The sequence below is a fragment of the Leclercia sp. LSNIH8 genome (assembly GCF_002920195.1).
Classification (GTDB): domain Bacteria; phylum Pseudomonadota; class Gammaproteobacteria; order Enterobacterales; family Enterobacteriaceae; genus Enterobacter.
On the sequence record NZ_PQJY01000022.1, the window covers coordinates 1 to 13,714 of the forward strand.

The 13,714-nt window shown below is 59.4% G+C and carries 12 protein-coding genes and 1 pseudogene; 7 read left to right on the forward strand and 6 right to left on the reverse strand.

The features are described 5' to 3' along the window. Positions 1–102: 102 nt before the first annotated feature. From C3406_RS25430 to C3406_RS25455, 6 genes and pseudogenes are all read right to left on the reverse strand, one after another. Positions 103–828, reverse strand: a pseudogene (locus C3406_RS25430) (carbohydrate kinase family protein); the annotation flags it as partial. Next, positions 825–1,685, reverse strand: a complete 861-nt coding sequence (locus C3406_RS25435) for a ketose 1,6-bisphosphate aldolase (RefSeq protein WP_103825421.1) — start codon at positions 1,683–1,685, stop codon at positions 825–827. The pseudogene C3406_RS25430 and the gene C3406_RS25435, both read right to left, overlap by 4 nt. A gap of 9 nt (positions 1,686–1,694) precedes the next feature. After that, the gene (locus C3406_RS25440; RefSeq protein WP_103825422.1) at positions 1,695–2,381 is read right to left on the reverse strand and encodes a D-lyxose/D-mannose isomerase; all 687 of its coding nucleotides are present in this window, start codon (positions 2,379–2,381) and stop codon (positions 1,695–1,697) included. Positions 2,382–2,435: 54 nt separating this feature from the next. Continuing rightward, positions 2,436–3,377, reverse strand: coding sequence for an ABC transporter substrate-binding protein (locus C3406_RS25445; RefSeq protein ID WP_103177891.1), 942 nt, complete (start codon positions 3,375–3,377; stop codon positions 2,436–2,438). A gap of 32 nt (positions 3,378–3,409) precedes the next feature. Further along, on the reverse strand, positions 3,410–4,405 hold the full coding sequence (locus C3406_RS25450) for an ABC transporter permease subunit (RefSeq protein WP_103177892.1): 996 nt from the start codon (positions 4,403–4,405) through the stop codon (positions 3,410–3,412). Continuing rightward, the gene (locus C3406_RS25455; protein WP_103825423.1) at positions 4,402–5,922 is read right to left on the reverse strand and encodes a sugar ABC transporter ATP-binding protein; all 1,521 of its coding nucleotides are present in this window, start codon (positions 5,920–5,922) and stop codon (positions 4,402–4,404) included. Before C3406_RS25455 ends, C3406_RS25450 begins: the two co-directional genes overlap by 4 nt. A gap of 130 nt (positions 5,923–6,052) precedes the next feature. Between C3406_RS25455 and C3406_RS25460 the strand changes: the two genes are divergently transcribed. From C3406_RS25460 to C3406_RS25490, 7 genes are all read left to right on the forward strand, one after another. Then, entirely contained in the window at positions 6,053–8,335 is a 2,283-nt protein-coding gene (locus tag C3406_RS25460) for a hybrid sensor histidine kinase/response regulator (RefSeq protein ID WP_103825424.1), read from the forward strand. Positions 8,336–8,439: 104 nt separating this feature from the next. Beyond that, positions 8,440–10,779 (forward strand): type VI secretion system Vgr family protein, encoded by a 2,340-nt coding sequence (locus C3406_RS25465; protein ID WP_103825425.1) that lies wholly within the window; start codon positions 8,440–8,442, stop codon positions 10,777–10,779. Positions 10,780–10,782: 3 nt separating this feature from the next. Continuing rightward, positions 10,783–11,610 (forward strand): DUF4123 domain-containing protein, encoded by an 828-nt coding sequence (locus C3406_RS25470; protein ID WP_103825426.1) that lies wholly within the window; start codon positions 10,783–10,785, stop codon positions 11,608–11,610. A gap of 9 nt (positions 11,611–11,619) precedes the next feature. Further along, positions 11,620–12,168: a DUF3304 domain-containing protein gene (locus C3406_RS25475; RefSeq protein WP_103825427.1), complete on the forward strand. Its 549-nt coding sequence runs from the start codon at positions 11,620–11,622 to the stop codon at positions 12,166–12,168. 15 nt (positions 12,169–12,183) lie between these two features. Beyond that, complete coding sequence (locus tag C3406_RS25480) at positions 12,184–12,732, forward strand: hypothetical protein (RefSeq protein ID WP_103825502.1); 549 nt, start codon at positions 12,184–12,186, stop codon at positions 12,730–12,732. 15 nt (positions 12,733–12,747) lie between these two features. Continuing rightward, positions 12,748–13,296 (forward strand): DUF3304 domain-containing protein, encoded by a 549-nt coding sequence (locus tag C3406_RS25485; protein ID WP_103825503.1) that lies wholly within the window; start codon positions 12,748–12,750, stop codon positions 13,294–13,296. A 15-nt stretch (positions 13,297–13,311) separates the two neighbouring features. After that, positions 13,312–13,714, forward strand: a 403-nt coding sequence (locus tag C3406_RS25490) for a hypothetical protein (protein WP_103826507.1), incomplete at its 3' end; no start/stop codon positions are given.

Here is a 13,714-nt window from a genome sequence, read left to right on the forward strand (position 1 = left end):
CTAGCCCGACCGCCTGCAGCGGGATCCCGGTATGCATTTTTGCCACGGTTAACAGCACGTTGAGCGGTGCGCCGCCGGTGGCGCGCTCGCTATGGGTGATCCCCGCCACGCCAGCCGCGCGGCCAGCAGATCTGCCGCCGCCGCGGCAATATTCGCGATCACCGGCGCATCCTGGTCATCGCGCATCGGCAGGCCGCTGAACTCGCCCGCCTCCAGCTCGTTGATCACCAGATAGTCAAGATGGCGCAGGGCAGGGAGCACCAGCGGCTGATAGCGCGGATCGCCCTTACGCGACACCAGATCGAGGGACGTTTTAAACCCCAGATCGCGCATCTGCGCCAGCAGCCGCGCGCTGCGGGTGCCATATCCGTCGTCCGGCATATCCAGGCTGTCGAGCAGCAGCAGATAGCCCAGATGGAAGATCTTCATGCTGTAATCGAGCCGGTCAAAGGCGGGCAGATCCAGCAGGCGGTTCGCCCCCGGTGAGTGGAAAAAGGTGCGCTGACCGCTGGGGTCGGTCATCACCTGCGACATGGAGGTGGGGGCAAAGGTAGTGCGCTGTACCCGCTGGCGGTTGACGTGATACTGGTCGAGCATGGCGAGAATGTAATCCCCGTCGTTATCCTCCCCCACTAGCCCGACCGCCTGCAGCGGGATCCCGGTATGCATTTTTGCCACGGTTAACAGCACGTTGAGCGGTGCGCCGCCGGTGGCGCGCTCGCTATGGGTGATCCCCGCCAGCCAGCCGCGCTCTGGCCACTGCACAATCTGGTGGACATGGTCCACCAGCATATTACCCGCCGCGATAATGCCCCGGCGTTCCATTATGCTTGCCCCGCGCTGCCGAAGATGCGCATCTGCGCGGCGACGGTGTCGGTAATCGCCTCTTCGATGCCCAGCAGCAGCTCAGCAAACTCGTCATACAGCGGCTGCCGGTTGGCCATGCGCTGTTCTACGGCCCCCAGCGCCGCCTGGGACATGCCGGTATAGAAGTTAATTTTGTGGATCCCAAGCTCAATGGCCCGGCGAAAATCGGCGTCACTGATCCCCGATCCGCCGTGCAGCACCAGTGGCAGGCCGGTTTGCTGGCGGATGGCGTCAAGACGGGCAAAATCGAGCTTCGGCTCCCCCTTGTACTTGCCGTGGGCATTGCCGATGGCCACCGCCAGGGCATCAATGCCGGTCTGGTCGACAAATTCCCGCGCCAGGGCCGGATCGGTGAAAAAGGCTTCGTCGGCATGACCGTACAGGGCGCCGCCCTCATCGCCCCCCACCGCGCCCAGCTCCGCCTCCACCGACACGCCCACCGCGTGGCACATCTTCACCACTTCCCGCGTCTGGCGGATGTTCTCCTCGTAGCTGAGCGTTGAGCCGTCGAACATCACCGAGCTGAACCCCAAGCGCAGCGCCCGCACCACCGCCTCGAAATGCAGACCGTGATCGAGGTTCAGCACCACCGGGATGTCATGCCGGGCGGCTTCGAACTTCACCGCCTCCACCAGTGAATCGAGCGACACGTACTTAAAGTGCACTTCGGCAATGTTGATGATAAAGGGCGAGCTCTCCTGGCGGGCCGCGGCAAAGAGCGCCCGCAGGAAGTGAGAATCGAGGACGTTAAACGCCCCCAGCGCGTAACGCTGTTCCCGGGCGTGCGCCAGCCCGTCGGCGAGAGAGATAAGCGGCATGTTCACTCCTTACAGACGAAACAGGCTGTACTCGTTACACAGCACCAGCACGGCCGGTTCGTCTTCATCAATGTTGTTATAGCGGGCGGTGGGGTGCAGGAAGTGGTTGTCGGTATCGTCATCATTCACCGAGGAGACTTCCCCGACCAGCACATCACCAAAGCCCGCTTCACCCCAGAAGCTGTGGTACAAACCGGGCGGCAGACAGATGCTCTCTCCCGGCGCGAGACGGATATGGCTGCCTGCCGCGTGAGTCTGCTGGCACCCGTCGATGGAGACCGTAATATCGCCATCCTCTTTCTGCTCATTTTCATCGGCGTTCCACAGCTCAAGAATCAGATTGCCGCCGCCGCGGTTAATGATGTCCTCGCGTTTGCGCCAGTGGAAATGCAGCGGCGTGACCTGGCCGTCGCGCACGTGCATGATCTTTTCCGCGTAACATCTGGCCCACGGTTTGCCGCCGGGCGAGCCGTTGCGGAGGGTAAAAAGGGTCAGCCCTTGCGCGGCGAAGTTATCCCCGCCGAAGGCGGTCACGTCCCAGCCGAGGCGAAGATCGAACACCTCGCGCCAGGCCTGTGCGTCGAGCTGCTGCCAGCGGGCAGGGGGGAAGCTGGCAAAGGGGGGCAAATGCACATCGTGCATGGAGAAAAACTGCCGCGTGTGGCCGAGGATTTCGTTAATTTCGGAGCGTTTCATGGTAACTCCTTACGTGATATGCAGAGCCCCTGTTGAAGAGGCTCCGCACCGATCTCACTTAACCGTCCAGCCCTTATAGGTGCCGACGTTGTTCTTATCGATCATCGTCACCGGGATCAGCACCGGCTCTTTCGGCGCCGGTTTGCCCTGCAGAATGCCATAGCCAATCTCCACCGCTTTCGCCGCCATCACCTGCGGGTCCTGCGCCGGGGTGGCGATAAACAGGGAGTTTTCGCGCTTCAGCGCCTCTTCCGCATCCGGGGAACCATCCACGCCAACGATAAAGAATTCGTTACGTTGCGCCTGCTTCGCCGCCAGATCGGCCCCGATCGCCGTCGGATCGTTAATGGCGAACACGCCGTCGATCTTCGGATTGGCGGCCAGCAGCGAGGTCATCACCTCCAGCCCGCCTTCACGGCTGCCCTTGGCGTTCTGGTTATCCGAGAGCACCTTGATATCCGGATGTTTTTTAAATTCGGTCTGGCACCCTTCCACGCGGTTCTGTACCGCAGAGACCGGCGGTCCGTTGATGATCACCACGTTGCCTTTGCCTTTCAGACGGTCGGTAATCAACTTACAGGCCATCTCGCCCGCCTGGGTGTTGTTGGAGGTGATGGTCGCATCGGCGCCTTCTGCCGCCACGTCAACCGCCACCACCACGATCCCGGCATCTTTCGCGCGCTTCACCGCCGGGCCGATCCCCTTCGAGTCTGCGGCGTTAAGAATGATCATATCGACCTTAGCGGCGATGAAGTTATCAATCTGCGACACCTGCTGGCCGAGATCGTAACCGCTGGAGACCAGCGTCACTTTCACATTATCTCCCGCCAGTTTGCGTGCTTCCAGCTCCGCCCCTTTGGTGATCTGCACAAAGAACGGGTTCGCCAGGTCACCCACCGTCACGCCGATGGACTTCAGCTCTTTGGCCTGGACAAACGGGGTTGCTGCAAGCAGTGCGCCAGCACAGAGCGCGGTAACAAGAGGTTTTAAACGCATATTTTTCGTCCTCGTTATGTAGGGTATTGTTGTTATGCACTTTGATGGTGTCGGGTACGGTATTTGTCGATCAGTACCGCAATGATGATCACCGCCCCTTTGATCACCAGTTGCCAGAAGTAGGAGACGCCCATCAGCGTCATGCCGTTGTTAAGGGTGGCGATAATCAGCGCCCCCACCAGCGTGCCGGTGATGGTGCCGATGCCGCCGACAAAGCTGGTGCCGCCGAGGATCACCGCCGCAATCGCATCCAGCTCATAGCCGGTGCCGAGGTTGCCGTTGGCGCTGTAGAGCCGCGAGGCGCTCATCACCCCGCCCAGACCGGAGAGCAGGCCGCTCATGCCGTAGACAAACAGCAGTACCATCCAGACCTTGATGCCTGTTAAGCGCGCCGCCTGCATGTTGCCGCCCACCGCGTAAATGTGTACCCCGAGGGTGGTGCGGCGCAGGATGAACCAGCAGATGACGATGACCGCGAGGGCGATCACCACCAGCCACGGCACCGGCCCAAGGTAGTTATTGCCGATCCACTCAAAGCTGATGCTGGAGTTAATCACCGTGGTGCCGTCCGCCAGCAGGTAGGCCGCCCCGCGCAGCGCCGTGTAGGTGCCGAGCGTGACGATAAAGGGGGGCAATCCGGCAAAGGCCACCAGCGCCCCGTTGATGGTGCCCAGCACCAGCCCGAGCATCAGGGCCGCCGGGACCGAGAGCATGGAGAGCTCCGGCATCAGCGACACCACCATCGCCGCCACCGCGGTGGTGCCCAGAATCGAGCCCACCGAGAGGTCGATGCCGCCGGTCAGAATGATGAAGGTCATCCCCGCCGCCAGCACGATATTGATGGAGGCCTGACGGGTGATGTTCAGCAGGTTGCTTTCGGTAAAGAAGTTAGGGGCGATAAAGCCAAAGACGGCGACAATCAGGATCAATATCGGCAGGATCCCGATGGTTTGCATCAGATCGCCCATCAGCATTTTTTTGGCGGAGGCCGCTTTGGCCACCTGTTGCGGACTATTTTGTTGGCTCATGATTTTACCGCCTGGTGATGAGAGTCGTTAACGCCGGTCGCCAGCGTCATGATGTTTTCTTGGGTGATATCGGCCCGATGGAGTTCGCCGGCAATGCTCCCTTCGCGCATCACATAGACGCGATCGCTCATGCCCACCACTTCCGGCAGTTCGCTGGAGATCATCAGGATCGCCACCCCTTTGCGCGCCATCTGGTTCATGATCCGGTAGATCTCGCTTTTGGCGCCGACATCCACGCCGCGGGTCGGCTCGTCGAGGATCAGAATGCGCGGGCCAATCGCCACCCAGCGGGAGATGAGCAGCTTCTGCTGATTGCCACCGGAGAGGCCGCCCGCCCGCACCTGCGAATGCGGCACGCGAATGTTAAGCAGGGCGATGGCGTCATCGGAGATCGACTGCGCTTTTTTGCGGTTCAGCATGCCGAAGGTGGCGTCGCGCTCCAGCGTCGCCATGGTGATGTTCTCCTGCGCCGCCAGCTCAAGGAACAGCCCCTGCTCCTTGCGGTTCTCGGTTAAAAAACCGATGCCGTGCTCAATGGCAGCACGCGGAGAGTGGATCACCACCGGCTCGCCATCCACCTCAATCATGCCGCCGGTGGCCTTGCGCACGCCGAAAATCAGCTGGGCCAGCTCCGAGCGCCCGGCCCCCACCAGCCCGGCGAGCCCGACGATTTCACCGGAGCGCACCAGCAGGCTACAGGGCTGCACTTTGCTACCGTCGGTGAGATGGTGGACATTCAGGCGCGGGCTGCCGAGAGGGATATCGCGCTCTTTATTGAACAGATCGCTCAACGGACGCCCGACCATCATCCGCACCAGTTCAGCAGCGTTGAGCTTGTCGCGGGTCAGGCTGCCGACATACTGGCCGTCACGCAGTACGCTGACGCGATCCGACAGCTCATACACCTCCGCCATGCGGTGGCTGATGTAGATGATCGCCATCCCTTCATCGCGCAGGCGCAAAATCAGTTCAAACAGACGATGGGTTTCGCGAGAGGAGAGGGCGGCGGTGGGTTCATCCATCACCAGAATGCGGCTGTTGCGGTGCAGCGCGCGGGCAATCTCCACCTGCTGCTGCTCGGCGATGGTCAGCTTCATCACCAGATCGGTGGCTTTAAACTGGGCGCCGAGCCGGTCAATTACCGCCTGGGCCTGAGCCGCCATCTCTTTACGCTGCACCAGCCCGCCGCGCGACAGCTCGCTGCCGAGAAAAATGTTTTCGGCCACAGTAAGGTTTGGTGCCAGCTGCATCTCCTGATAAATCAGGGTGATGCCCGCCGCCAGGGCATCTTTCGGGCCTTTGATGTGAAACGGCTTGCCGTCGATCAGGATCTCGCCGCTGGTGGCGATGTAAGCCCCGGCGAGAATTTTCATCAACGTACTTTTTCCGGCGCCGTTTTCACCCATTAGCGCGTGGATCTCACCGGGGAAGACCGTCAGATCCACACCCTTCAGCGCGTGAAAGCTGCCAAAGGTTTTGGCAATGTTGCGCATCTCTAAAACCGGGGTCCTGCTCATGGCGGATCTCCTGTGACGTTCGATATCCGCACTTCATCACAGCCCGGTAAATGCAAAATGTCAGAAGTCGTTCATATTTGTCATAGTTATGAATAGTTAATGTGGATCACAGTTACGCCACGGAGCCAACATGCCCTCACGCCGTCCCCCCTTCTTCGCCAGCGCCCGTGGCCGCCTGCTGATTTTCAATCTGCTGGTGGTGGCGGTGACGTTAATGGTCAGCGGCGTGGCGGTGCTGGGCTTTCGCCACGCCAGCCATATCCAGGAGCAGGTGCAGCGCCAGACGCTGGACGACATGACCGGCAGCATGAATTTGTCGCGGGAAACCGCCAACGTGGCGACGGCGGCGGTACGTTTGTCGCAGGTGGTGGGGGCGCTGGAATATAAAGACGAAGCCAACCGGTTGAAACAGACCCAGACGGCGCTGGGCCATTCGCTGGCGCAGCTTGCCGATGCGCCGCTGGCGCAGCAGGAGCCAGCGCTGGTGGCGCGGATCATCCGGCGCAGCAACGAGCTGCAACAAAGCGTGACCGGGATGCTGGAACGCGGGCAACGACGCCATCTGGAGCGTAATGCCCTGCTCAGCGCGCTCTACCAGAGCCAGAGCTATCTCCGCCATCTCCAGGAGGTCAACCGCCGCTTCGCCAGTAACGTGCCCGATGCCCGCCTCCTCAGCGAGATGGACCGGCTGATCGTTGCCGCCATCGAAACTCCTTCGCCGCGGGCGACCATCCAGCAGCTTGATACGGTGACGGCGATGCTGCCCCCTGGGGCCACCCAGCCGGTGGTGGGCTTTGTGCTGCCCGATTTTAACGCCGAGCTGAACAAGCTCGGCCCGCTCTCCCGGCAGCTGGAAGAGAGCGACCTGTCGATCAGCTGGTATATGTTTCACATCAAAGCGCTGGTGGCGATCCTCAACAGCGATATCAATCAGTATGTGGAGCAGGTGGCGCAGGCCTCGCAGCTGCGTACCGCCCAGAGCCATCAGGAGCTGCGCTCCATCAGCGTCTTTATTACCCTTTCCGCCGTGCTGGCGCTGATCATTACCGCCTTTGCCTGCTGGTACATCTACCGCAACCTGGGCACCAACCTGACCGCCATCTCCCGGGCGATGTCGCAGCTGGCCCACGGGGAACAGGATGTCTCGGTGCCTGCGCTGCAACGCCGGGATGAGCTGGGCGAGCTGGCGCGGGCATTTAACGTCTTTGCCCGCAATACCGCCTCGCTGGAACACACCACCCGGCTACTGAAAGAGAAAACCTCCCAGATGGAGGTGGATCGCATTGAACGTCAGGGGCTTGAGGAGGCGCTGCTCCACAGCCAGAAGATGAAGGCGGTGGGTCAGCTGACGGGCGGGCTGGCGCATGATTTCAATAACCTGCTGGCGGTGATCATCGGCAGTCTGGAGCTGGCCGACCCCCATTCACCGGATGCGCCGCGCATCAGCCGCGCGCTGAAGGCCGCCGAGCGCGGGGCGCTGTTAACCCAGCGCCTGCTGGCCTTCTCCCGCAAGCAGTCCCTGAACCCGCACGCGGTGGAGATGAAACCCCTGCTGGAAAACCTGGCCGAGCTGATGCGCCACTCCCTTCCCGCCACCCTTTCGCTGGAGATCGAAGCGCAGACCCCGGCCTGGCCGGCGTGGATTGACATCAGCCAGCTGGAAAACGCCATCATCAACCTGGTGATGAACGCCCGGGATGCGATGGAAGGGCAAAGTGGAGTGATAAAAATCCGCACCTGGAACCAGCGCGTCACCCGCAGCGACGGACGCAGGCAGGATATGGTGGCGCTGGAGGTGATCGATCACGGCTGTGGGATGTCGCAGGCCATCAAATCCCGGGTCTTTGAACCCTTCTTCACCACCAAGCAGACCGGCAGCGGCAGCGGGCTGGGGCTGTCGATGGTGTATGGCTTTGTGCGCCAGTCCGGCGGGCGGGTGGAGATCGAAAGCGCCCCCGGACAGGGCACCACCGTGCGGCTGCATCTGCCCCGCGCCACCCAGCAGGCACTTCCCCAGCCAGAGACGCTGGCGGCAGCCGCAGCGGTACGAAGCGACCGGCTGGTACTGGTGTTGGACGACCAGAGCGATGTCCGCCAGACCCTGTGCGAACAACTGCACCAGCTGGGCTACCTGACGCTGGAGGCGGAAACCGGCGAGCAGGCGCTGCAAATGCTGAGCGCATCGTCGGATATCGAGATGTTTATTAGCGACTTAATGCTTCCCGGCACCCTGAGCGGCGCGGAGGTGATCCAGCAGGTCCGCCAGCAGTTCCCGCATCTCCCCGTGCTATTGATGAGCGGCCAGGATCTGCGCCCGGCACATAACCCACAGCTGCCGGATGTGGAGCTGCTGCGTAAGCCTTTTACCCGTGCGCAGCTGGCGCAGGCGCTGGGGAAAGTGATGGCAATCTGAAATTGCTCCGCATATTTCAGAATTTAACTGCTGTTTCAGGCATTTACTCCGGCGCGTCTCCGTGCAACCATCCTGATTAACCTTACGTTAAATATGGCTTTGTTATGGATAACCGGCTGGCGCTTTTTGACGGACAGACCCGCTACACCCTTGAAATACACGACGCCCCCGTCACGCCCGATGTCCTGCGCTTCAGCGGCCGCGAAGCCCTCAGCGAACCGTGCCGCTGGACCATCGACTTCACCACCCCGCAGACCAGGCTCGCCCCTGAAGAGGTGCTGATGAAGCACGCCACCCTGCGCATGCGCAGCGGTAAGGCGGTGCACGGCATCATCACGCACCTGGCGTGGTTGTCCACCACCGCCGACCAGTCGCATTACTGGGTGGAGCTGAGCTCCCGTCTGGCGCTGCTCAGCCGCACCCGCCGGTGCCGTGTGTTTCAGGGCCGGTCTGTGCCGGAGGTGGTGGAGCAGGTATTGCGCGACCACGGGCTGGAAGGGGCGGATTTTGACTTCCGCCTGGAGCGCACCTATCCGGCGCGGGAGCTGATTACCCAGTGGCGGGAGACGGACCTGGGGTTTGTGCAGCGTATCCTGTCTGAGGTGGGGGTGTTCTGGCGCACGGAGACGGACGAGGCCCGCGGGCTGGAGGTGGTGATTTTTGCCGACAGCCAGCTGAACTACCGGTTTGACGTTCATCTGCCGTACCGCGAGCCGTCCGGGCTGTATGACGGGGCAGAGGAGTCGGTATGGGACGTGTACACCCTGAACCAGGTGGTCACAGGCAGGGTCAGCACCCGGGACTACAACTACCGTACCGCCGGGACACCGATGGACGCCACGGTGAGCGTGCGCAGTGAGGCGGTGACCACCGGGGAGCACTACCGCTACACGGCGCCGTACCGGGAAGCCGGGGACGACAGTGACCCGGAGCCGGAGACCGAATCCGGGGCCTTTTATGCCCGTCTCCACCATGAGCGGGCGCTGAACGCCTCGGCGCATGTTCATCTTGAGAGTAACGCCGCCTGCCTGCTGCCGGGCCAGGTGCTGGAGCCGCAGGGCGCGGTCATCCGGGCACTTAAGGAGGGCGTGGTCATCACATCGCTGGCGTACCATGCCGCCCGCGACACCCGGCTGCACGTCTCCGTCGACGGGATACCCTACACCGAACGCCACTGCTTCCGCCCGGCAGAAAGACCGCGCCCGGAAATCCACGGCACCCTGCCTGCCCGGGTTGAAAGCCGGGAGAAGAACGACATCTGCGCCCACCTTGACGACCAGGGCCGCTACCGCGTCAGGCTGGATTTTGACCGGGACGATGCGGAGCAGGGCTTCGCGTACCTGTGGCTGCGGATGGCGAAGCCGTATGCCGGGGAGACGTACGGCTGGCACACCCCGCTTACCGACGGTACCGAAGTGGCCATCGCCTGGAGCAGCGGCGACATCGACCTGCCGTATATCTCCCATGCCCTGCACGATTCTGAACACCCGGACCCTGTCGCCCGCGACAACCACACCCGCAACGTGCTGCGCACGCCCGCGAACAACAGGCTGCGGATGGAAGACCGGCGCCAGAAAGAACATATCAGGCTCGCCACGGAGTACGGCAAAACGCAGCTCGGCGCAGGACACCTGGTGGATGCGCAGGAGAACCCCCGGGGCAAAGGCTTTGAACTCCGGACCGATGAGCACGGCGTCATTCGCGTCGCAAAGGGGCTGTTCATCACCGCCGACGGGCAGCAGAAGGCGCAGGGCGAGGCGCTGGACAGGGAGACCGCCCTGAAGGAAATTGATATCTGCCTGCAGCAGCTTCAGCAGCTGGAGGTGGCGGCAGGGCAGGCGCAGGCCCTGAAGGCGGACATCGACAGCCAGATAGCGATGTTTGAAACGCGGCTGAAGCCGCTGAACGAAACCCTGCTGTTCTCCGCCCCGGAAGGGATGGCGCTGACCAGCGGGGAGCACCTGCAGATGACGGCCACAAAAAATGCTGCCATCAACGCCGGGGGCGATATCAGCCTCGGCGTGACGGGCAGCATGACGGCCCTGGCCGGGGAAAACCTGGGGCTGTTTGCGCGAACCGGCCAGCTGAGCCTGAAGGCCAGCGAAGGCCCGGTGGAGATGCAGGCGCAGAACGGCAGGATGCAGCTGTTTGCCCGGAAGAAGCTCACCCTGACGTCGGTGAGTGATATCGCGTTTGCCGGGAAAAAGCGCATCACGCTGATTGGCGGGGGGAGCTACCTGCGGCTGGCGGCGGGGAAAATCGAGTACGGCACCACGGGGACGTACCTGAGAAGGACGAAGCGGACAATGGCGGCGGGTGCGGCTACCATGCCGCTACCCATTCCGCTTCTCCCCGGCAAGTATCCGCCGCTTAGTGGCACAATATGTATTGAGTGCTTCCTCAATGCCATCAAAGCCAACGACGCTATTGTTCAGGGAGCATAGTTAATGGATGTCACTAAGATGATGCAGGCGCTACCTGAATCAACTACCACACAACTCTTTCTGTTACTGGAAGGCGGTGCGCAAACACCGGATGCTTTTCAGGATTTTTATAATGAACACGCATCGGCTCTGTATTCTTTGTATCTTCATCCACAGCTTGCTGAGTTCAAAAACTATGGCCCTTGGTTATTTGCGTTAAAAAATAAAGAGGCTTTACAACGTTATATTGAATCTATACCGGGTATAACAGCTGTTATTGCCTCTTCACGTTCAGGAGGGGCTCTGTCCGTTCAGCTTTCTGCTGCATGCACCATTATTTCGCCCGATGGAGCAGCAGCATTGGTGCGTTTTTATACCCGTAATGTCATTAATCTGCTGGCGAGCCGTAACGATCGGGAATGGCACTGTATATTATTTAGAGGGGTTTCACAGTGGTGGTCACCTGAAGAAAATGGATGGCATCCTGTAAATATCCCCTCTTCACTCATAATAAATGCCAGAGATAGTGCTATACGGCTGAATAAAGAAGAATGGCAATACATCGCGGATGAACCGGAGGTAACCAGTGTATTAACCGCATGGCAAAAATTGCCCTCGAGTCAGCATATTCCCCCTTGTGTACAACGTGACATGGTCAAAAAAGCGCTGAACAAAGCATGCGAAGCGAAAATGAAATCAGGCACAGAGCAAAAATTGTATGCCCTTTTTTATCTCAATGGCGGTAAAAAAATACTGGAATCAGTAACTATACAATCTGCATTAGAAAATGTAGTTCAGGATAAAGTCTCGCTGGAGCAAGTCCTGAAAAATGGTATTCAACATCAGGGATGAAAATAAACTATGGGATTTTTCCGCGCATATAAAAAAATAGACGGTGCGGTTAACCGGGGGTATGCCCGCTGGGGAAAATGGCTCTGGGGTGCACTGTTGCTACCAGTGGTGATTTATCTTGGCTGGTCAGTGTGGGCGGCTGTCTGGGGACCGCCGTCAGGGCCGGTAACGCTGATTATTCACAATGAACTCGACAGGCCTGTTTTAGGATTTAGCGTGAATGGTATGGCAGGAGGAAATGCGTTTGCACGCGATAAAACAAATCCTTACGGGACTGGTCCAGGTGCTGCCACCTGCTGCGGCAGCATCAGCGGGGATAAGGCTGAAGTGATCTGGACACTGGATATAACTCACGAGCAATACCTTAAAGGTATGAGATTAGAAACACGCCGCACGGTAATGCCTATGCCAGGCCGCCAGTGGGGTGAAAACTATCTCCATGCCTATTTCCTGCCCGATGACAACGTCTACTTATGGTGGAGCACGGGTTTTAACAGCCCTTCCGCTGAAGATATTGCCGCACAGGTGGCACAAAAGCAGCGCCAGAGTATGCACTGATTTTAAGGGATTAAAATGGGATTTTTTAACGCGTTCGGGAAAATAGACGGTGCGGTTAACCGGGGGTATGCCCGCTGGGGAAAATGGCTCTGGGGGGCACTGTTACTGCCGGTGGTGATTTATCTTGGCTGGTCAGTGTGGGCGGCAGTCTGGGGACCGCCGTCAGGGCCGGTTACGCTGATTATTCACAGTGAGCTCGACAGGCCTGTTTTAGGATTTAGCGTGAATGGTATGGCAGGAGGAAACGCGTTTGCACACGATAAAACAAATCCTTACGGGACTGGTCCCGGTAAATCAACCTGTTGCGGAAGCATCAGCGGGGATAAGGCTGAAGTGATCTGGATACTCAGTACCACCAGAGCCCAATACGACGCAGGGCTGCGTAAAGAGACCCGCAAGTTAATACTTCCTTTGCCAAAACGTGAGTGGGGTGAAAACTATCTCCATGCCTATTTCCTGCCCGATGACAACGTCTACTTATGGTGGAGCACGGGTTTCAATAGCCCTTCCGCTGAAGATATTGCCGCACAGGTGGCACAAAAGCAGCGCCAGAATATGCACTGATTTTAAGGGATTAAAATGGGATTTTTTAACGCGTTCGACAAAATAGACGGTGCGGTTAACCGGGTGTATGCCCGCTGGGGAAAATGGCTCTGGGGTGCACTGTTGCTGCCGGTGGTGATCTATCTTGGCTGGTCGGTGTGGGCGGCTGTCTGGGGACCGCCGTCAGGGCCGGTTACGCTGATTATTCACAATGAACTCGACAGGCCTGTTTTAGGATTTAGCGTGAATGGTATGGCAGGAGGAAATGCGTTTGCACGCGATAAAACAAATCCTTACGGGACTGGTCCAGGTGCTGCCACCTGCTGCGGCAGCATCAGCGGGGATAAGGCTGAAGTGATCTGGACACTCAGCACCACCAGAGCCCAATACGACGCAGGGCTGCGTAAAGAGACCCGCAAGTTAATACTTTCTTTGCCAAAACGTGAGTGGGGTGAAAACTATCTCCATGCCTATTTCCTGCCCGATGACAACGTCTACTTATGGTGGAGCACGGGTTTTAACAGCCCTTCCGCTGAAGATATTGCCGCACAGGTGGCACAAAAGCAGCGCCAGAGTATGCACTGATTTTAAGGGATTAAAATGGGATTTTTTAACGCGTTCGGGAAAATAGACGGTGCGGTTAACCGGGGGTATGCCCGCTGGGGAAAATGGCTCTGGGGGGCACTGTTACTGCCGGTGGTGATCTATCTTGGCTGGTCGGTGTGGGCGGCTGTCTGGGGACCGCCGTCAGGGCCGGTTACGCTGATTATTCACAATGAACTCGACAGGCCTGTTTTAGGGTTTAGCGTGAATGGTGTTGCAGGTGCGAACGCATTTGCTCATGGCGAGGGCGGTGCCACCTGCTGCGGAACTATTAGCGGGGATAAGGCTGAAGTGATCTGGACACTGGATATAACTCACGAGCAATACCTTAAAGGTATGAGATTAGAAACACGCCGCACGGTAATGCCTATGCCAGGCCGCCAGTGGGGTGAAAACTATC

Excerpts from the sequence above, each read along its gene's own strand:
- C3406_RS25435 (WP_103825421.1), bottom strand. The coding sequence starts at position 1,685 with ATGCCGCTTATCTCTCTCGCCGACGGGCTGGCGCACGCCCGGGAACAG.
- C3406_RS25440 (WP_103825422.1), bottom strand. The coding sequence starts at position 2,381 with ATGAAACGCTCCGAAATTAACGAAATCCTCGGCCACACGCGGCAGTTT.
- C3406_RS25445 (WP_103177891.1), bottom strand. The coding sequence starts at position 3,377 with ATGCGTTTAAAACCTCTTGTTACCGCGCTCTGTGCTGGCGCACTGCTT.
- C3406_RS25450 (WP_103177892.1), bottom strand. The coding sequence starts at position 4,405 with ATGAGCCAACAAAATAGTCCGCAACAGGTGGCCAAAGCGGCCTCCGCC.
- C3406_RS25455 (WP_103825423.1), bottom strand. The coding sequence starts at position 5,922 with ATGAGCAGGACCCCGGTTTTAGAGATGCGCAACATTGCCAAAACCTTT.
- C3406_RS25460 (WP_103825424.1), top strand. The coding sequence starts at position 6,053 with ATGCCCTCACGCCGTCCCCCCTTCTTCGCCAGCGCCCGTGGCCGCCTG.
- C3406_RS25465 (WP_103825425.1), top strand. The coding sequence starts at position 8,440 with ATGGATAACCGGCTGGCGCTTTTTGACGGACAGACCCGCTACACCCTT.
- C3406_RS25470 (WP_103825426.1), top strand. The coding sequence starts at position 10,783 with ATGGATGTCACTAAGATGATGCAGGCGCTACCTGAATCAACTACCACA.
- C3406_RS25475 (WP_103825427.1), top strand. The coding sequence starts at position 11,620 with ATGGGATTTTTCCGCGCATATAAAAAAATAGACGGTGCGGTTAACCGG.
- C3406_RS25480 (WP_103825502.1), top strand. The coding sequence starts at position 12,184 with ATGGGATTTTTTAACGCGTTCGGGAAAATAGACGGTGCGGTTAACCGG.
- C3406_RS25485 (WP_103825503.1), top strand. The coding sequence starts at position 12,748 with ATGGGATTTTTTAACGCGTTCGACAAAATAGACGGTGCGGTTAACCGG.